This window comes from Leptospira ryugenii, from assembly GCF_003114855.1.
GTDB classification, from domain to species: Bacteria; Spirochaetota; Leptospiria; order Leptospirales; family Leptospiraceae; genus Leptospira_A; species Leptospira_A ryugenii.
In genome coordinates, this window is record NZ_BFBB01000004.1 from 121032 (window position 1) to 139528 (window position 18497).

The window sequence follows — 18497 nt, forward strand, 5'->3', positions numbered from 1 at the left end:
GATAATAATTTTATAATTCGCTTTTTTTTATCTTTTTTGTCAGTTCGCCGTACTCGAAAATGATAAAAGTAGACATTTTATGAAAGCAAAGATCCCATTCCTATCCCAACTCTTCCAGGCTGATGACGGTAAATCTCTCGATGCAAGATTCCCCATCCGATACAAACTACTTCTTATCATCTCCGTTGTCTTGCTGCTCTCTGTCTCTGGAGTGATCTTCCTTGCTTCCTATTTTTTCCGAAAAGATAGTGAGGTTCGCGTGAAGGAAAACAACATCAAAATCAATGAGATCTTAGCTTTAAAAGTTAAATCGGATCTACAGTCCATTCGACAGGACGTACACATCAGTGCTGCTGGAATCATTAGAAATCCAGGACAAGCAACTGCCATCGCAAAAGAGTTGTTTGCTGTTGACCAAAGCTTTATTCTCATTGGAGCCTATGGATCGGGTGGCAATACAAAATTTGAAGTCTTAAACGAGGAGTTTCTTCAAAATTTTGATTACCAAAAATCTGAAATCCAAAATTTGATGGGTACTATCAAAGGCAAAGTCAAAAAGGCATACAGTGGTACAACTGTTATTTGGAATGCCAGTCCTTACTTTCGCCATCCCATGCTATGTTTGGCCTTTCCCCTTTCTGAGTCAAAGGATACGGGGACTATTCTCATAACTTTGGTTAAATTAGATCGCCTCTTAAATGCATTCCAAACTTCAGGCACTGTGGAAACATTTCTTGTGGGTGATGACGGTAGTGTCTTAGCGCACCCAGATGCCAAAATCGTACTTTCAGGCTCCAAACTCAATGATCTACCAATCGTCGAAAGAATGAATAAAGCACCAGTGGACAATGGGCAAATTCGTTATGAGAATAAAGAAGGTGTCTATTATCTTGGCTCTTTCAAAAAACTAGGTTTAGGTGGCGTTGGCGTTATTTCACAAGTTGAAGAAGAGAGGATCTTTGCAGAAGTAAACAACATCCAAAAAAGAAATATGTATCTTTTGATCATATTCTTGGCTTTAGCTTTCATCATCGTCTATATCTTTGCAAAATCACTCTCCACACCTATCCTTTCCCTTGTAGATTCAGCGAAGAGGATACAAAATGGTCAATTCAGATTGAATCTTAAAGCAACAACACGAGATGAGTTGGGAGTTCTGACCAATGCCTTCGTCTCCATGGGTCGAGGCCTAGAAGAAAGAGAAAAATTAAAAGATTCATTTGGAAAGTTTGTAAACACTGACATTGCGGAACTCGCAGCGAAAGGCCAACTCGCGATTGGTGGTGAAAGAAAACATGTTGCCGTTTTCTTCTCTGATATTAGAAGTTTTACCTCAATCTCTGAAAAACTTGAACCAGAAGATGTGGTTGAATTTTTGAATCAGTACATGAGTGAAATGGTTACCTGCGTGAAGGAAACAGGTGGTATCATAGATAAGTTCATAGGAGATGCTATCATGGCAACTTGGGGTGCGATTCGCTCTTCTGGCCAAGATTCCGTGGATGCGGTGGAAGCCTCCGTGCGGATGCGGGAAAGACTTCTTGTTTTTAATAAAGGTAGAGGATCGGTCAAAAAACCCATTATCCGAATTGGATGCGGAATTAATACCGGTTATGTGATTGCTGGCCAAATCGGATCATCTGATAAAATGGAATACACAGTTATTGGAGATACCGTTAACCTAGCATCGAGAGTTGAATCTCTTAACAAGGAAGCAGGCTCCGACATTCTAATCTCTGAAAATACCTACGAAGAAGTTAAACATTTGTTCAATGTTGTAAGTATGGGAGAGATAAAGGTAAAAGGTAAGGTAAAAGCTCAGAAAATCTATGCGGTTTTAGGAAGAAAGAATGATCCAAAATGCCCTAAGACTTTGGCAGATTTACGCAAATTAGTTGGCATTCCAACGCCAGAGAAGAAGAAATAGGAATCCCCAGAGATGAAATTTGAAAAAAGTGATTTTCGCGTTATTCTTTTTCTTTTACTTGTTGTGATCACATTCACAGTGCTTTTTTACAGAGATCTAAACAAGAAAATAGATATTGGAGATAGAGAAATAGTCGGGACAATTCATTTTAAAAACAACATTGTCCAGAGAAAACTTGAAGACCAGGTTGTTTGGGAAACCTTGGAAAACAATAGTCCCCTTACAAATAAAGATACAATTCGTTCAGAAGCATTCTCTGATGCCATCATACGATTGAAAGATGGTACAGAGATCAACATCGATGAGAACTCAATGTTTAACTTAGATCTTTCGGGAGAAAAGCCTAGTTTAGAATTTTCCCAGGGGTCCATGCAAGTGAAAAACACAAACAATTCCCAAGCATCAAGCCTTGTGATCAAATCCCAAGGAAGTGAAATTGATGTAGGAACAGGTGCACTCAAACTTGAAAAAGAAGCCAAAAAAGATCTAAACCTTTTTGTTGAAAACGGAACATCAAAAATCAAACACAACGGTAAAGAAGTTGATGTGGAAGGTGGGAAAAAGGCATCCCTTCAGGAAGGAGCAGAAGTTGCTGTCAAACGAATCCCTGTTAGGCTAAAAAATCCTAGCTCCCAAAAGTTATTCTTAATGGAAGGACAAGATACAAATATTCCTTTCGATTGGGAAATGGATCCAGGTTTCTATGAATCTCAAATTGAGATTTCTAGATCTCCTCAATTCAAACTCCAGCTTGTAAAACAATCTGTAAGTGGAAACCGATTTAATACTCGGCTACGGGAAGGAACTTATTATTGGAGAGTACAAGCAAAAGATCCAAAAACAAACAAATGGGAAATTAGTGATACTGGGAAATTTTTTGTCACAGCTGACGAACCATTACGATTGGATAGCCCTGCAAACAATGCTGAATTTGCATTTGTTGCAGAACAACCGATGATTGCTTTTATCTGGCCAAAGATCAGCACAGCAAGAGGTTATCACTTTGAGCTTTCCAACCAGTCAAACTTTTCTAGCAAATTAAAATCTGTCGAAACAGAATCCAACTCAGTTTCATTTGATGACTTAAAGGAAGGCACTTATTATTGGAAGGTGATCGCGCATTCCGCATTCCCAGGCACACCAGATAAAAGTGCCGGGCCCAATAAATTTACGATAAAAAAACAAGATGCCTATCCTTCACCTCACATCATCCGGCCCGCCAATGGTTCCGAAGTCACAAGCGAAGAAATCAACAAAGGCCAAGCCATTGTGATTTGGGAAGGAAATACTGAATTGAGCAAATATCGCTTGGAGATATCCAAAGATACCAAGTTTGCAAGCAATGTCTTCAATAAGGAATCAGCATCAAATTTTATCACTCCGAATTGGAAGGATTTTGGACAGGGAACCTTCTTTGTAAGAGTACGAGGTTACTCTAGCGATGGAAAGGAAAGTGAAATATCCAGTCCTGTTCGTTTCAGTATCGTAGAGAAAAAAACTGAGGAAGAACCGAAGAAAGAAGAAACCAAAAAAGAAGAAAAAACCAAGTCAGTGCCATTGGAACTCATCTCTCCCTTGAATACGGTCGTGGAGATGAAAAATAAAAAATCATTGGACTTCTCTTGGAAAGGTTCCCCGGATGCTGATCGATATGATCTTGTATTGTTCCAGGTAGCAGGCGCAAAACGATCTGCTATCTATCGAAATTCTGTGAAAGGGAATAGTGCCTCATTGAAAGATCTTTCGATTTTAGATGAAGGCACCTTTTCTTGGGAATTGACAGAATATGCCGAAGGTGATGCTCGCCAAAGTAAAAAAGGAAACTTTATCATTTCTTTGGATCAGCTCAAAACACTCAAACCGGCAGATATTGAGTTCATCTCTCCAAAACGTCTATATAAAGAAGGGAAACACTAATGAGAGCATTTCGTTTATTTTTCTGTATTATGAGTTTAAGCTTACTAGCTATTGGGAGTGTGTTTGCCTCGGAACTCTACAAATTCGTTGCGTGGAAACCGATTGATGATGCTTCTGGATACCAAATCCAAATCAAAGATAAATCAGGTAAGATCGTTATCGATAAAAAAATCGATCGAAATTACTTTTCAGTCCAAGATTTGATTGTTGGAGACTATACCGTACGAACTGCACCCTTAAACATCTTTAAAAAACCTGTTGTGTGGTCTCCATGGAAGGAGATGGAGGTTTTGATATCAGAAATCCCTCGTGTTGACTATTATAAAGACAAACCAACAGTTAAGCTCACAGAACGAGAACCTGATCCAGTAACTGGCAAAAAAGTCTCTGATGTCGAAATAGATGGCCAAAACTTTTTAGATGTAACTGAAGTTGAAATTTCCCAAAAAGATAAACGTTTACCTGTTCTCCAAAAGAAATATGTCAGCGATAAAAGGATTGATGTAAAGGTAGACACCACCAATGCACCATCGGGAGAATACGACCTTACTATTATCAATCCTTTCCAAAAACCTCAAGTTGTTTCCAAATTCCTAAAAATTGAAAAAAAAGACGAACAAACTGTAGAAGTACCAACCGGCAAACCTTTGCATACCTACTCTTTTTCTGAGCTCGTTGCTTATCTCAAAGCAAACGAAGCAAAGAACTGCCCGAATACGAGTGTCCCTGCACCCGCAATTTCAGAATGTTACAATACCTATGTTACTCTAAATTCAAAAAATAAAGATGCAAAAGATATCTTCGCATTTTACAAATTGGTGAGTGATAATAGCCAGGACCGAATCAACGCATATCGCTACTTTGATTCAAAATGTAAGCCAGTATTTCGTGCGGCAAAAGAAAGAATGAATGAATGGTTGAACCAAAAGAGCGGAGTCCTAGACCCTGAAGAGATTGCAGTGCTTTCACTCTCGACAAAAAAAATCAATTCTTGTCAGGAATAATTTGATCTTTTTTCCCAATGTGTTCCAATAGTGGGGGTTGGTTATCTGTATGAATCGTACTCTTTCTATTGGTCTTTTACTTTGTTTTTTAATTTCTGTCCATTTGTGGTCAGAACAAACACAGTCCCAACTGAGCGCCAATGTAAAAGAAGTCGTCCTTCGTTTGCAGGATTTGGCCCTCTATCCCAATCTTTCTAAAAAAAGACTTTATGGTGCGATCAATAAAGGCGGTGCGATTCGTTTTGATTTGAGAGCGACCGAGTCAGATCCTCAATCACTCGGGATTGGAATTGCGACCGATGGTAGTCTTAAAGAATGGCAACTAACAGTGATAAATGGATCTGGCGAAGAGGAAAGTCCTCAAATCCTCCGCAAAGAAAAAGTGGTAGGTGAGAACCAATGGGTGTTCGAGATATTAGCCCCACCTGAGGATGTAATCGTAGAGATTAAAAATTTAGATTCAGCGAATACCATAGCGGTAGTTGAAGTAGTATTTGGATTTTACTATGGATATAGCATAGACAAAGAACCACTAAAAACCAACCAAAACAATCCAGCCCAAAAACAGAACCCGATCGATTCGGATAAACTATCTCCCATCGATACGCAGAATCGGGTCGAATTTATCAAAGCTCCGATTACAAGAGATTAAAGATTATTATTTTTGCCTTACTGGGCTACTCACAACTCTCTGGAAAATAAAGTTGGTATAATCCTTATAACATGATGGAGACATGTGCCCTGCATCGCTAAACTCATTGCATTTGTAGGTTTTGTCATCATTCATATTCCAAAAGGGAACATTTATTTTGTTTTGGTAAGCCAAGATTCTAGGTAGCCAATAATCATAGATAGACATGTTTTGATTGTCTTCTACGCTCACTAATTCATTGCGAATATGATCCATATAAGGTAAGGACAATCTCACCCAAATGGTGGCACAAGGAATAGACATTTCTTTGGTGATCTGAATGGACTGGTCCAAAAACTCTAAGGTACTGTTTGAAAAACGAAAAGGAACGAGATAGGAATGAAAATCACCTCTAGCTGACTTTTTTAAAAGTTCCTCAGGCAACACAGCTTGGTGAGTTCCCGGTGTCATTGCGGAACCTTGGTTTTTTGTTAAGCGATCAAATAGATTATTGCGCAAATCCCGATAGGTATAAACATATTTTTCTTTGTTCATCGCCCGTTTGAGTATCACTTCTAACTTGGGACGAAATTGATAACTTCGAAACATTCGCTTCGCAATCAATGTCGAGATTTCATCTGAACGAAAGAGCTTAAAATGCCTGAGGACAAAGAATACATCAAGGCCATTGGTTAAAGTTTCATCTACACTGAGAGTTGCAGATGAATTGTACAATTCAACGGAATGGTCAAATAAAATGAAATCGGGCTTAACTTTGTCTTTTTTAAACTTTTCCATCCATTGGAGCGTATAATCTGATTTTCCACCTGGCACTGAAAAATTAAACAAAGTCCAACCAGGATATTGAGCTTCGATGTATTCTGTATCAAAAAGAAGCGCCCTTGAATTTCCAAAGTAAACAAGTACTTTCTTTCGATCAGGTCTCTGTAAATACTCCTTTAAGTTTCCATATAATTGATTTTTTTGGATGTAATTGATATCAGAAAGTGATTTCGAAAAGTAAGTATGCACGTTTTCAAACAGAAGGAGTTTGTCCAAACAAAACGCAAGAGCGATGACTATGACAGGGGTAAGTAAGAACTTATTTTTGAGTAGATCCATAGTTTTATTATCTAAAATTTATAATAGATAAAATCTCCTCCATCTTGGGAAAGAGTAGCTAACATAAAAATCGTGATCACTCCAAGGATCGGAACAAGTATAGCATCATATTTGCGAAAGCGGGTCCAATAACCCGGAAAGTATTGAAATAAATGAAACACTACTAAGGCAAATCCCATATAAGTAACACGCTCTAAATTTTCGATGTGTGAAAAACGAAAGATTGGTTCTGAACTGAGAATTTGCGAAGCACCATATAGCCAAGAATTATGCGATGAAAGCAATGTTTCTGAGAAAAAACTCTGAAAGTTTAAAAACAAACCAACAAATAAATCAACCATTGAGGATGCATTGTTCGAACGAAACATCAATCCGCTAATTGAGAATAAGACAAAAACAAATAGAGCTTTGAGAACAATCAGTCCGAAGTTTTTGGTCGGTGTTAATTTCCAACCCATGGAGTCCTCCAAAAATCTTTCGGTCGCTAGAATCACACCCCAATAAAACCCCCAACAAATAAAGGTATAATCAGCCCCATGCCAAAAACCACCTAGGGTCATGATGACAATTAAGTTAAAATAGGTGCGAATCTCTCCTAACCTTGAGCCACCTAATGGAAAATATATGTAATCTCTCAACCAAAATGAAAGGGTGATATGCCACCTTCTCCACAATTCTCTTCCTGATGTTGAGAAAAAAGGGCCGGTAAAATTTTCTGGGATCTCAAATCCTAAAAAAAGCGCAAGGGAACGTGCCATATCAGTGAGTCCTGAAAAATCACAATATACCTGGATTGAGTAGCAGATACCTGCCATAAATAGCGAAAAACTATCGTAAGTTGCCGGATTCAAAAAAATAGGACTGATGGTCGTTGACATGGGATCAGCAACGAGAACTTTTTTGATCAATCCCAACATTAAGAGATAAGATGCTCTGTACAATTTGTCACGATCAGGACTCAACTTTTCCAAGTTTGGCGAAAAATCACTGAACCTCATGATAGGCCCCGCGATGAGAACTGGAAAAAATGCTATAAAAAGGCAATAGTCAAGAATAGGCACCTTTGCCTGGTTAGGATTGCGATATGTATCAACAGCAAAGGCAATCACTTGGAAACTATAAAAACTAACAGCGAGAGGAAGTCCAATATGGATTAAGTCAGGTACTTTCTGAAAGAATGGATAACCAGTCAAGTCAGCTAAAACACGATTGAAGAAATAAAAATATTTAAAAACTCCCAAATTGATCAAATTTAACACTACAGCTATCGTTACATTTTTTCGAGAAGGATTGTTCTTGATATTGAGATACAATCCATAGTTAACAATGATTACAGCTAAAAAGTGTAAGGTGAGGATGGGAGAGAAAATATAATAAAACGCAATGCCCATCAAAAGTAGGAAGGATTTTCTCTGAGACTTTGGTATACTCCAGTAGAGAAGATACACAATCGTGAAAAATATAAAAAATGGTATGGAGTTAAATAGCATAGTTTACCGTAAAAACTGTTTCATCCAAAACTCTGTTTCGGTTTGTTCTTTCACACCTTCTTTGATTTGGTCAACTTCTGATTCCATTTGAAGGTCCCAGTGAGAGGTCCACTCCTTGTAAAACTCCTCTGAGGTTTTTCTTTTTGCACGGATGCGCCTAGCAAAATTAATGATTTCTTTATCGGAAGTTATGACGAGGCATTGTGATGGAATGGGACTTTGTGTCAAACAAGCCATGATCAGTTCATCTGCCTTTTTTTCTTGGCTATAGTGGACAGACATTTCTGCATACTTCTCCGAATAACAATCCTCCCAGGGCGACTTCCTACCATCAAAAAAAATTAGCACCTCTACAGCTTTCTGTTCTTGGAAGTATTGCCATAGGTATTGTAAGAGTCCTAAGCGTGCTTCATGGATTTTATATTCCACCAAAAGGAAGGCCAAATCGGGGAATTTGTACATTAAATTCATCCCATCAATCAAGATTCGGGTAGAATAGGACACTTCCCCTATTGAATGAACTTGCCAGATTCCCTAAAACCAAAAAAAAGGAATCCAAATGAAAAAAATAATTGTAGTTGGTGCATCCAGCGGTATCGGCAGAGCCATTGCTGAGGCAGAATTAAAGGCGGGCCATTTGGTGTTACTCTTAGCGCGCAGAGAGAATGAATTAAAAAAGATCACTGCCCCTTGGAATTCTCAAAAAGAAAAACGAGCCCTTTTTCTCAAAGCTGATGTTTCAAATCTGCAACTGGCAAAACGAGTCTTCCAAGATGCACTCAAACAATTAGGTGGATTGGATGAAATCTTTTATGCTTCGGGAACGATGCCGGACGTAGGACCAGAAGAATACAATACAGAAAAAGATGAAAGTATGATCCAGGTGAATCTTTTGGGTGCGATGGCGTATCTTAACCAAGCAGCGGAATACTTTGCAAAGCAGGGTAAGGGAACGATCGTTGGCATCTCTTCGATTGCAGGTGAAAGAGGACGCAAAGGAAACCCAGGATATTTTGTATCTAAGGCAGGATTAAACACATACTTAGAATCCTTGAGAAATCGATTGGCAGTGAAAAATGTAACTGTAATCACAGTAAAACCTGGCTATGTAAATACAGAAATGGTAAAAGGACTTACTCTTCCAACAAAGGGACTCCTCAGAGCGATTTCGGCCGAAGAAGCCGCAGCCACCATTATCGAAAAGACAGATAAAAACAAAGAGGTATTCTATGTCCCGGGGATATGGTCTCTAGTTGCCTTTATCATCCGTAACATCCCAAGTTTTATTTTTAAGAAGTTAAACATTTAAAATGGCAACAAAATCAAAGATACAAGAAATAAGCATACCAAAGAGTGAATCTGTCGAAGCCTGGGGAATGAATTCATCTTCAATTAGCCCTGTGTTCCGACCCAAAACCCAAGAAGAAATCATCAACATCATCCAATGGGCTAACGTAAACAAAAAGTCCATCGCACTCAGAGGTGGTGGCTGTAGTTATGGGGATGCCTCGATCAACTCCCAAGGTATAGTCTTAGACCTAACAAACTTTAACCGAATAATTCATTTCGATTCTAAAAAAGGAATCATAGAAGTTGAATCTGGTGCTCGTATTAAAGATTTATGGGAAAATGGCATCGTGAATGGGTTTTGGCCTCCAGTGGTTTCAGGCACAATGATGCCCACAATTGGTGGAGCACTTTCCATGAATATACATGGCAAAAATAATTTTAAAGTGGGGACTATCGGCGAACACGTCTTAGAATTTACTTTTGTGACAGCAAAAGGAGAGGTGCTAGTATGCTCTCCCAAAAAAAATTCTGAGCTCTTTTATTCAGCGATTTCAGGCTTCGGTATGTTGGGAGTCTTTCTTACTGTCAAAATACAGATGAAAAAGATATATTCAGGGAAGATGAAAATCACTCCTGTAGTAACAAAAAATTTCGAAGAAATGTTTGATTATTTTGAAAGAGAGTACAAATCGTCCGATTATTTGGTAGGATGGATAGATGCTTTTGCTTCAGGAAAATCCCTCGGCAGAGGCCAAATTCATAAAGCAGTCAATTTAGAGTCTGGTGAAGATCCAGATTTTCCAGCAAATTGTGCACTAGAAAAACAGCATTTGCCTTCCAGGCTCTTTTATTTGATCCCAAAAAAGTGGATGTGGATATTGATGAGGCCTTTTAGCTTCAATCTCGGAATGAGATTGATTAACTTTGCAAAATACATAGCAAGTATTTTAGTGAATGGAAAGGAGTATTTCCAAGGACATGCGGAATATGCATTCCTTTTGGATTATGTACCAAATTGGAAATTCATCTACAAGCCTGGGGCGATGATCCAGTACCAAGTGTTCATTCCAAAAGAAAATGCCTTAGACGCTATGAAAGAGATTTTTCAACTTTGCCAATCAAGAGGCATAGTAAATTATTTGTCGGTCTTCAAAAAGCACAAACCGGATCCATTTCTACTGACACATTCTGTGGATGGATTTTCGCTTGCTATGGACTTTCCCGTAACCAAGCGAAACAAGGAAAACCTTTGGAAACTATGTTACGAAATGGATGAGATTGTCTTAAAGAACAAAGGCAAATTTTACTTTGCAAAAGACTCCACTCTCAGAAAGCAAATCATGGAATCTTACTTTCCGAAAGAGAATTTAAAAAAATTCAAACTACTCAAGAAAAAATATGACCCAAACAATATCCTGAGCACAGATCTATATAGAAGAGTCTTTCTAAACGAAACCAATTAAATATTCATCCGCTTATAGAAAAAATAGGCGGCAGTGATGAAAAGTACGGGTGTGAACCAAATCCCAAACCAAATGGGCAGTCCGCCATTTTCTGCCAAGGTTTTCATAGTCGAATAGAGGATATAGTATAACAAAACAACTGCAATGGTAATACCCAATGAAGCAACTCCTGCGGATCGTTTGGTTATGGCGCCAGCCAATGCCCCCAAAGCAACGACCACGAAAGACATGAGCGGCATTGCAAATGTTGCATGTCTTTGGACAATCACATCTCGATAGGGGATACCTTTAATGATTCGTGATTCAATCTCTTCGGCCAATTCGAAAAAATTCATTTGTTCTGGATTTCGCGTAGGTTTGGAAAAGTATTGAATGTCTTCGGGGAAAGGATAGTCTTTTGATTCTATTTTTTTTCGAGAAATAACCTCGATCTTATCATTAAATTTGATTTCTTCTACATCATATAGAGTCCAGTTATGTGGCTCAGGTGTAAACTTCGCTTTTTGGGAAGAGACGACAAAATTGGGCAAGCCATCCGCGTTGATTTCAATATAATTGAAACCACCTTTAATCATACTTTCTTTTTCATCTATCCAATACACATAATAAAATCCTTTTTTGCCTTTGATGTGTAGTTGGTAAACAAAATCCACAAGTTTATTGGCACCTTTGATCATGTAGCTGTATTCGATCTGCGCTTTTTTATTCGCTGGGATCACAACAAACTGAGTAAAGAAGGACATAAAGATCCAAGCACAAAATCCAAAAAATAATATAGGTGTGATGATGCGAAGAAAGGATACCCCAGCAACCATGATAGCAACGAGTTCTTTGTTTACGCTATACTGTCCTACAACAAAACACACTGAAAACATCAAAGCAGGGGAAACAACCTGTACGATCATGCCAGGTACTGAAAAGAGAATATACAGATAAACATGAGTTTGGTCAACTTTTGAGGATACCAAATATTTCATGTTATTTGTAAACTCATAGATCACTATCATAGATGTTAGTAAGATCAATGTTCCTAGGAAATTTTTCAAAAAGTCGAAAAATAGATATCGATCTAAGATTCGAAAAGGGATAAATTCTCTTTTGATCCAAAGGATTGGTTTTAAAATTATGGAATTCACTCAATCTCCAATAAAAACATACTCATATCATCAATGGATACTTGGTTAGAATACTCTTTAGCCAAATGGTAAATCGAATGCAATAGTTCTTCACCTTTTTTGTTGGAATTTTTTTGGATTGAGGATATGAGCCCTTCTATGCCAAATTCCTGTTCAGATGAATTGTAAACATCAGTAATCCCATCAGAGTATAATAAAATTCGATCGCCTGATTGTAAGTGTTTTGTATAATTTTTCAATTTTGGTTCAAGTGGGGATACGATGACGGTGCCATTGCCTTCTAAGATTTGGCAATTATTTGATTGAGAAATGAGTAGAATCGGTGGATGGCCCGCATAAGAATAAGAAAGTTTTTTTTCAGCTATCGAATAAAAGAAGACACAAGCGCTGATATGGTTCGTTTTCACAATGGCTTGCAATTCTTGGTGCATGGCATTTAAACAAGCTGCCGGGGTAGCCTCCAAACTTGCATTCATTTTGAACGACAAGACTGCCATGGCAGAGACCATGGCGGAGGCAATACCATGCCCAGCTACATCTGCGAAGAAGATCGCAATTTCCTCATCATCTCGGATCACAAAGCTGATCGCATCTCCTCCTATTTTTTCGTAGGATTTAAAAAAGCTACTGCAATGTATACCTTTGCTATTTGGCCAAACCTTTGTCACTAAGTGGTTTTGAGTTTCAGATGCCATCTCCAAATCATTAGAAATACGATCATGAAACTTTTTTAATTGGATCTGAGATATCCTCAATTTTTCAACGGCGCTGAGCCTAGTATTGAGTGTTAAATATGATACTAAAGCTGGTGTAATGATGGAAGAGAGATAGAGTGACAACTCGACTTGTGGTTTTTCAGTGTAAATTCCGACTAATACCCCTGCGCTGACTACGAATGTCAGATAATGAACTAACCAACGCCTTTCTACAAAGCTGACACCAATACAGGTAATGACCAATATCATACCGACGAGATAACCTATATACAATGAGTTCCAATACAAGAGGATGAGAGAGTGACTGCTCATAGTGTAAAAGAAAACTAACATTATTGGCTGGATTCTCTTTCTCACGTACTCAGAGAAATAGGTTAATAGTATGAAACAAAATGTAATGCCTGTATGCAAAACTCTCAGCCAGATAGGATCGTAAAGACCCAGCTCCTTTACGGGGGCAAAAATTCCAAATCCAATGAAAGCCACAAATACAGATAAACAAATGCGAGAAATAGTTAATACTTCCTCTTCGATTTGTAAACTATCTTGGAAGGGTTTCGTTGTGGAAAAGAGTTTCACCATACAATCTAACGAACTTCAAAAGTTACCTTATCGATGATTCTCCCATTTTGGTCTAAAACTTCTAGTATAAAATCTCCTCTTTCGACTGCCCAAAGAAACGAATCCTTTGCCACCTCAAGTTTCTTTCCATTTAAGACCCAAAACCAATCACTAGAATACCGATTCATGCGAAATAAAATCCTTTGCTGTGACTTGGGAATGTCTGGGTCAAAAGCATAGATCGCACCTCTCGTCGGTGACTCTATCTTTGGAACCAAAACCAAAGAAGGTGCTGCGAGCTTGGGCGGAGGATCTTCTTTAGGTGCATTGTCTACTTCCCTCTTCCATTCGTTTGGACTTATGTTTGCATGGAGAATATCCATGACCTCTCTCCAAACGGGACCTGCACCTGAAATCCCTGTTACATTGCGCATAGGCTTTCCTTCGGTATTGCCAACCCAGACACCTACCGTATATTCAGAAGTATAGCCCACACACCAATTGTCTCTCATATCTTGGCTCGTTCCCGTTTTGACTGCACTGGGATAGCGAGTGGATAAAAAGTTTTCCAATCCGAAGCTGGTAGACCTCGCCTCTCGGTCCGATAAAATATCAGTGATTTGTCCGCTAGTTTCCTTACTGAAGACGCGTTTGTATTCTGTCTGATTTTCAACAGCATTGTATATGGGGTTTGAAAACATTCCTTTGTTTGCAAATACTCGGTAAGCGTTTGTTAGCTCCCATAAGGAAATATCCGCTGATCCAAGAGCAAGGGAAGGCCCATAATACTCAGGATAGGCGAGATTTCTAAAACCTACATTAGATAGTGTTTCGATAAACCTCCCCATATCAAGGTAGGACAAAACCCTTACGGCAGGGATATTGAGAGAGGAAGCGAGACTTTGCCGAACACTGACCTTCCCTTTGAAAGATTTGTCATAATTCAATGGACGGTATGTACCTTGGAAGACAGGGATATCAATAGGAGAGTCAAGTAGGATGGTATCTGGCTGTATTTTTTTTTCTTCGAACCCTTGCGCATAAACAAATGGTTTCAACGTCGATCCAGCCTGTCGCTTTGCTTGGATCAAATCTACAAATGGAACGGAGCTCACTTCACCGATGTTTGCAACATATACGACGATTTGACTTGTTTGGTTGTGCATAACCAAAACAGCGCCATCGTTTACCATTTGTTCTTTCAATTCCAATACATGAGACTTTAAGATTGACAAAACCTGTTTCTGTATTGAAAGAGAGAGACTTGTTTGGCGGGAAATATCTCCCTGGGATAGCATTCGATCAATAAATAACTTTGCCTGGTTTGGTGAACTTTTGTATTGTAAGTTTGCAAAAAGTGTCTCCTTTACAAATTGTTTGATTGGCTCACAACTCTCCTCTTTCAATTTCTCTTTTGCAAGTAAACAGGATCTCTCAGCAACTCTTTCTACATTTGCTTCCGGTGCTCGAATCAAACTAGCCAAAAGTACAACTTCAAAATCTGAAAGGTTTTCCACTTTTTTTTTGAACAAACCTTTTGATGCAGCTCCGATCCCTTTTAATTCTCCTCTAAAGTAAATTAGGTTCAAATACGCGGAAATGATTTGTTCTTTGTTCCATTGATTTTCCAGTTCTGTAGCGGCTTGGATTTGTTTTAATTTTTGTGCAAAATTTCTTTTAAATTGTTTAGGAGCTAATTCAGGATTAAGAATGGCTACCAACTGCATAGTAATGGTGGAAGCACCGCGAATTTTTTCTCCTTTGACTGCATTCCATAGGGAAGAAAGAAAGGAAAGTGTATCTACGCCAGAATGTTCGAAAAATTTTTTGTCTTCAGACCAGACGACCATTTCAATGAGGTTTGTTGGGATGTTTTCATATTCAACCCAATCTTCTGCACGATATTCAAAGTGGATTCGTTTGGATTGGATGGGAATGCCCTCTCTATCCAAAAAGATAAGATCTGAGGGTCTATAGTTTTTTTTTACCTCTTCATAACTTGGCGATGCTGTTAGAGCAAAAGTCGCGGTAAACAAAACTATTATTATGGTACAAATTGTACCTATTCTTTGCATGAAAGTTCAACCAAGGAATGACTGCCATATTCTCTAACTTTATATTCTAAACCGGACCAAATTTCTTCCACTTTCTGGTGTTCGGGAATCTGAGAAAGGATCAAATACGGTTTGTTCAAATCATTTAAGTGCGAAACCAGTTGGAGTAACATAGAACTCATACGCGTTGGCGTAACAGACCAGTAAGTATAGGGGGGATCCAAGTAAAAGATATATGCTTTCTCCTCTCCCAATTCCCATTTTATTGCATGTTTTGTTGCATCCTTTCGAAACAAAGTAATCGTTTTAATACCTTTAAACAATTGCAATAGGCCGGAAAATCTCTTTTGGTCCAACTCATATACCAAGATTTTGCCAAACCCTCGGCTGTATGCTTCTGCGGAGATTTGCCCACTCCCAGAAAAAAAATCACAAAATAAACTCTCTTGGTTAGAAATTCCCCAAGAATCTAATCTTGAGTCTATGACATCAAACAGAGATTTTTTGACTAAACTATTTGTAAAATTTAAATGGCCAGAAACTTCTTCAGGGCATGGGATTTCTTTGCCTTTCCAGATGCCTTGGCTAACACGAAGCGACTTCATTTTTTGGCTTTGATCTCCTCTCGGAGTTCCAAAATAGCGTTTGCTAAACGATTGGATGGATTTCGTTTTTCAATCTCATCCAATATCTTAATCGCTTCTGTTTGATTGCTTAAATCTGATAGTCCATATGCATATAAAAACATTGCTTCAGTGGCTTTTGGATGAGAGCTCGCCTCAGAAAAAAATAGTTTTCCATATTGGACAAGTTGTTCGGAATCCCCAAGAACGAGAGCTCTTTCTAAGTAGAGGTAGATTGCGTTCCAAAAAATGGGAGATGATTTCATTTTAGAATTCTGGAATCGAGATACTGCTGATCTCATCTTTTTCCAGTCGTTCTCGGTAGCTATGTAGAGATAAAAAATACGGGGATCAACCTCAGCATTTGCTTCCTTGATCCATTTGTTTGTGATTTGTAGGACAGTGTCGTAATTTCCTTTTTTGTATTCATCCCAAGTTGATTTGAAATCTCGTTCTTCGGCATAGACAATTCCACACAAGCAGAATAGTAGACAAAAAAAAAGAATGAAATGCCTAGAATTCAAAGCTCAGTGATGTTGGATGAACCACACATTGGGCAAATCAACTCCCAAGAATCAAGGTATTCTTCTTCGGAATCTGCCTCCCATCTATGGTCACAATCTTCGCATGCATAGGTGACCACGTCCTCATTGAGGCTATCCATATCGAACTCATCATCTTCTAAAATATCATCTTCCATACAAACTCACTAAATCACAAAGAAAAAGCCGTGTCAAGTGGGGAGGCAAAAAAAAAATGGAAAGAAAGCCATGGTCACCTATTCACGTTATGAGCCTCATAAAAAGAAAAAATCCAAATCGAGATGGGTTTTTTTGATTCTTGCGCTGGCTCTTTTTGGACTACTTTATTATTACCGTCGTGATATTTACTTCCTCTTCGCTCGTGACCAGAGTGTAAGGGCTGAAAAAGCCAAAGAAAAAACCATTGAACTTTGGAAAAACCAAGCCTTAAAAGAACAGGACATCAATGATTTCCAAAGCATAGCCCAACTCCTTGTGGAAAAGGACCCTACGGAAGCTACAGGCTACCACCTAATCGCTCGTAGTCTATACTGGAATTTAGTCAGGCTGGGAATCCGATTCGATACCTCTAGCCTAGTTCTCAATTTGGGTTCCGATTTTACAGATTTCCTGGGAAAATCCCAATTAGCCGAAGAAACCATTCAGTCCATTTTTTGGAATGTGAGAAAGGCTGAAGCATTTTCACAAAGCCCTTTTCCTGATTGGGAAAACAATCGAGTCCTTCTGTTATTAAGTGAAACCCACCGAGGAGTCAAAAAACCATCCACTCTAACGGCAGATTTTTCACAGATTGATCCAGAGAAACTTTCTATCGAATTCCAGTCCATGTATACATGGCTACTTACATATAACTTGATGCAGGCGGGTGACGCCAATGGCTTGGAAAAATTGATAGAAAGCACCAAACAAAATACCTATAAGGGAGAGATCAAATTTTCACAACGAGAGGAAAATTTCCTAAAAGGTATGGGCAAATACTATAAAAAAGATTTTGTCTCTGCTTTATCTCTACTAAGAAGTGCTAAATCCGACAAACCAGATAAAATCACTGAAACTGCAACCATCACGGAAGCAAAGATTTTCCATCTACAAAACTTAACCCAGAAAGGCATCGATTTATTGGAAGTCTACTACCAAACAACGGGGAGCCAAAACCAAGAAATCATTCAAATTGTAAAAGAAATGGCCAAAGAAAAGCCAGGAGCCAAAACCAAATTGGAGATAGGTCCTATCCAGTGAAATTTTTGATTTACGTAATCATCGCCTTTGGTCTGTCTTGCGGTCTTTTCCACAAAGGTGTTCCAAAGAAAGGCGAGTTTTGCTACTTACTCAGCAAACCACCAGAATGTATCTTCGTAGACTTTGAAGAGAAAACACTCTTAATGGAAGGCCAATGGTTTCCTCTCAATCCACGCACCAGATTAGAATTTACCTTTCCTCTGTCAGGGCAGGAAGCAGAGTTATTTGTAACAGCGGAGCATCGGGTCGATATTAAAATTCCAGGGCAAGGCCCAGATAAGTTTTACATGCGAAAAAAAGAAAGGTTTAGCCAGTTCCCAAAGTCCAAAGAATAGAGATGCCAAAGCCAATCGAAGAGATACAAAAAGAAGTTGTGGAAGAGTTCTCAGATCTTACCGACTGGGAAGAAAAGTTTCAATACCTAATTGAATTGGGAGAAGCATTGCCCAGTTATCCAGAAGACAAGAAGGTCGAAGAGTACTTAGTTCCTGGATGCCAATCTCGTGTTTGGTTATATCCCAAAGAAGATTCTGGGAATTTACAATTTTTAGCGGATAGTGACACCGCATTGACCAAAGGCTTAATCGCTATACTCATTCGCGTGTTTTCTGACCACAAACCGCAAGAAATTGCGGAGGCTTCTCTTTCCTTTATCGATGAAATTGGCTTATCAAAATTCCTTTCCATCTCGCGAAGGAATGGATTGAACTCTATGGTCAATCTGCTGAAAAATTACGCAAAAAATCCAAACGTTTAATTTTTGAATTGTCCTTTTTTGGAAA

Annotated in this window: 18 protein-coding genes; 9 read left to right on the forward strand and 9 right to left on the reverse strand. The window is 38.7% G+C overall.

The features are described 5' to 3' along the window. The first annotated feature begins 79 nt into the window (after positions 1 to 79). From DI060_RS08940 to DI060_RS08955, 4 genes are read left to right on the forward strand one after another with little or no spacing between them, the layout of a single operon-like run. Positions 80 to 1927: an adenylate/guanylate cyclase domain-containing protein gene (locus DI060_RS08940; RefSeq protein ID WP_108975977.1), complete on the forward strand. Its 1848-nt coding sequence runs from the start codon at positions 80 to 82 to the stop codon at positions 1925 to 1927. A gap of 12 nt (positions 1928 to 1939) precedes the next feature. Then, the gene (locus DI060_RS08945; RefSeq protein WP_108975979.1) at positions 1940 to 3844 is read left to right on the forward strand and encodes a FecR domain-containing protein; all 1905 of its coding nucleotides are present in this window, start codon (positions 1940 to 1942) and stop codon (positions 3842 to 3844) included. Continuing rightward, entirely contained in the window at positions 3844 to 4848 is a 1005-nt protein-coding gene (locus DI060_RS08950; RefSeq protein WP_108975981.1) for a hypothetical protein, read from the forward strand. Before DI060_RS08945 ends, DI060_RS08950 begins: the two co-directional genes overlap by 1 nt. A gap of 49 nt (positions 4849 to 4897) precedes the next feature. Further along, positions 4898 to 5500 (forward strand): hypothetical protein, encoded by a 603-nt coding sequence (locus DI060_RS08955; protein ID WP_244594333.1) that lies wholly within the window; start codon positions 4898 to 4900, stop codon positions 5498 to 5500. A gap of 6 nt (positions 5501 to 5506) precedes the next feature. On the opposite strand, the gene DI060_RS08960 is transcribed toward DI060_RS08955, so the two are convergent. From DI060_RS08960 to DI060_RS08970, 3 genes are read right to left on the reverse strand one after another with little or no spacing between them, the layout of a single operon-like run. Then, positions 5507 to 6601, reverse strand: a complete 1095-nt coding sequence (locus DI060_RS08960; RefSeq protein WP_108975983.1) for a DUF1574 domain-containing protein — start codon at positions 6599 to 6601, stop codon at positions 5507 to 5509. Positions 6602 to 6612: 11 nt separating this feature from the next. Next, positions 6613 to 8091 (reverse strand): MBOAT family O-acyltransferase, encoded by a 1479-nt coding sequence (locus DI060_RS08965; RefSeq protein ID WP_108975985.1) that lies wholly within the window; start codon positions 8089 to 8091, stop codon positions 6613 to 6615. Positions 8092 to 8094: 3 nt separating this feature from the next. After that, positions 8095 to 8595 (reverse strand): NYN domain-containing protein, encoded by a 501-nt coding sequence (locus tag DI060_RS08970; RefSeq protein ID WP_282097142.1) that lies wholly within the window; start codon positions 8593 to 8595, stop codon positions 8095 to 8097. A gap of 55 nt (positions 8596 to 8650) precedes the next feature. Here DI060_RS08970 and DI060_RS08975 point away from each other — a divergent pair, with 55 nt between their 5' ends. Next, entirely contained in the window at positions 8651 to 9400 is a 750-nt protein-coding gene (locus tag DI060_RS08975; RefSeq protein ID WP_108975987.1) for an SDR family NAD(P)-dependent oxidoreductase, read from the forward strand. A 1-nt stretch (position 9401) separates the two neighbouring features. Beyond that, positions 9402 to 10844, forward strand: a complete 1443-nt coding sequence (locus tag DI060_RS08980; RefSeq protein ID WP_108975989.1) for an FAD-binding oxidoreductase — start codon at positions 9402 to 9404, stop codon at positions 10842 to 10844. Here DI060_RS08980 and DI060_RS08985 read toward each other — a convergent pair. Genes DI060_RS08985 through DI060_RS09010 form a run of 6 tightly spaced genes read right to left on the reverse strand, consistent with a single transcriptional unit; the run spans position 10841 to position 16634 of the window. Beyond that, positions 10841 to 11980, reverse strand: a complete 1140-nt coding sequence (locus DI060_RS08985; RefSeq protein WP_108975991.1) for an LptF/LptG family permease — start codon at positions 11978 to 11980, stop codon at positions 10841 to 10843. The genes DI060_RS08980 and DI060_RS08985 overlap by 4 nt on opposite strands. Next, positions 11977 to 13278: a PP2C family protein-serine/threonine phosphatase gene (locus DI060_RS08990; protein ID WP_108975993.1), complete on the reverse strand. Its 1302-nt coding sequence runs from the start codon at positions 13276 to 13278 to the stop codon at positions 11977 to 11979. Before DI060_RS08990 ends, DI060_RS08985 begins: the two co-directional genes overlap by 4 nt. A 5-nt stretch (positions 13279 to 13283) precedes the next feature. Then, on the reverse strand, positions 13284 to 15293 hold the full coding sequence (gene pbpC / locus DI060_RS08995; protein WP_244594335.1) for a penicillin-binding protein 1C: 2010 nt from the start codon (positions 15291 to 15293) through the stop codon (positions 13284 to 13286). A gap of 26 nt (positions 15294 to 15319) precedes the next feature. Continuing rightward, on the reverse strand, positions 15320 to 15916 hold the full coding sequence (locus DI060_RS09000; RefSeq protein WP_108975997.1) for an RsmD family RNA methyltransferase: 597 nt from the start codon (positions 15914 to 15916) through the stop codon (positions 15320 to 15322). Further along, positions 15913 to 16413 carry a tetratricopeptide repeat protein gene (locus DI060_RS09005; protein ID WP_135355026.1) on the reverse strand — a complete coding sequence of 167 codons (501 nt, stop codon included), beginning with the start codon at positions 16411 to 16413 and terminating at the stop codon, positions 15913 to 15915. The genes DI060_RS09000 and DI060_RS09005 overlap by 4 nt, the downstream gene beginning before the upstream one ends. Positions 16414 to 16454: 41 nt before the next feature. Continuing rightward, positions 16455 to 16634, reverse strand: coding sequence for a hypothetical protein (locus tag DI060_RS09010; protein ID WP_108976001.1), 180 nt, complete (start codon positions 16632 to 16634; stop codon positions 16455 to 16457). A gap of 70 nt (positions 16635 to 16704) precedes the next feature. Between DI060_RS09010 and DI060_RS09015 the strand changes: the two genes are divergently transcribed. Genes DI060_RS09015 through DI060_RS09025 form a run of 3 tightly spaced genes read left to right on the forward strand, consistent with a single transcriptional unit; the run spans position 16705 to position 18472 of the window. Beyond that, entirely contained in the window at positions 16705 to 17715 is a 1011-nt protein-coding gene (locus DI060_RS09015; protein ID WP_244594336.1) for a hypothetical protein, read from the forward strand. Beyond that, positions 17712 to 18050 (forward strand): LIC12806 family lipoprotein, encoded by a 339-nt coding sequence (locus tag DI060_RS09020; RefSeq protein WP_108976003.1) that lies wholly within the window; start codon positions 17712 to 17714, stop codon positions 18048 to 18050. The genes DI060_RS09015 and DI060_RS09020 overlap by 4 nt, the downstream gene beginning before the upstream one ends. A 2-nt stretch (positions 18051 to 18052) precedes the next feature. Further along, positions 18053 to 18472, forward strand: a complete 420-nt coding sequence (locus DI060_RS09025) for a SufE family protein (protein WP_108976006.1) — start codon at positions 18053 to 18055, stop codon at positions 18470 to 18472. Positions 18473 to 18497 lie beyond the last annotated feature (25 nt).

Excerpts from the sequence above, each read along its gene's own strand:
- DI060_RS08945 (WP_108975979.1), top strand. The coding sequence starts at position 1,940 with ATGAAATTTGAAAAAAGTGATTTTCGCGTTATTCTTTTTCTTTTACTT.
- DI060_RS08960 (WP_108975983.1), bottom strand. The coding sequence starts at position 6,601 with ATGGATCTACTCAAAAATAAGTTCTTACTTACCCCTGTCATAGTCATC.
- DI060_RS09010 (WP_108976001.1), bottom strand. The coding sequence starts at position 16,634 with ATGGAAGATGATATTTTAGAAGATGATGAGTTCGATATGGATAGCCTC.
- DI060_RS08940 (WP_108975977.1), top strand. The coding sequence starts at position 80 with ATGAAAGCAAAGATCCCATTCCTATCCCAACTCTTCCAGGCTGATGAC.
- DI060_RS09025 (WP_108976006.1), top strand. The coding sequence starts at position 18,053 with ATGCCAAAGCCAATCGAAGAGATACAAAAAGAAGTTGTGGAAGAGTTC.
- DI060_RS09000 (WP_108975997.1), bottom strand. The coding sequence starts at position 15,916 with ATGAAGTCGCTTCGTGTTAGCCAAGGCATCTGGAAAGGCAAAGAAATC.
- DI060_RS08980 (WP_108975989.1), top strand. The coding sequence starts at position 9,402 with ATGGCAACAAAATCAAAGATACAAGAAATAAGCATACCAAAGAGTGAA.
- DI060_RS08955 (WP_244594333.1), top strand. The coding sequence starts at position 4,898 with ATGAATCGTACTCTTTCTATTGGTCTTTTACTTTGTTTTTTAATTTCT.
- DI060_RS08990 (WP_108975993.1), bottom strand. The coding sequence starts at position 13,278 with ATGGTGAAACTCTTTTCCACAACGAAACCCTTCCAAGATAGTTTACAA.
- DI060_RS08950 (WP_108975981.1), top strand. The coding sequence starts at position 3,844 with ATGAGAGCATTTCGTTTATTTTTCTGTATTATGAGTTTAAGCTTACTA.
- DI060_RS08975 (WP_108975987.1), top strand. The coding sequence starts at position 8,651 with ATGAAAAAAATAATTGTAGTTGGTGCATCCAGCGGTATCGGCAGAGCC.
- DI060_RS08965 (WP_108975985.1), bottom strand. The coding sequence starts at position 8,091 with ATGCTATTTAACTCCATACCATTTTTTATATTTTTCACGATTGTGTAT.
- DI060_RS09015 (WP_244594336.1), top strand. The coding sequence starts at position 16,705 with ATGGTCACCTATTCACGTTATGAGCCTCATAAAAAGAAAAAATCCAAA.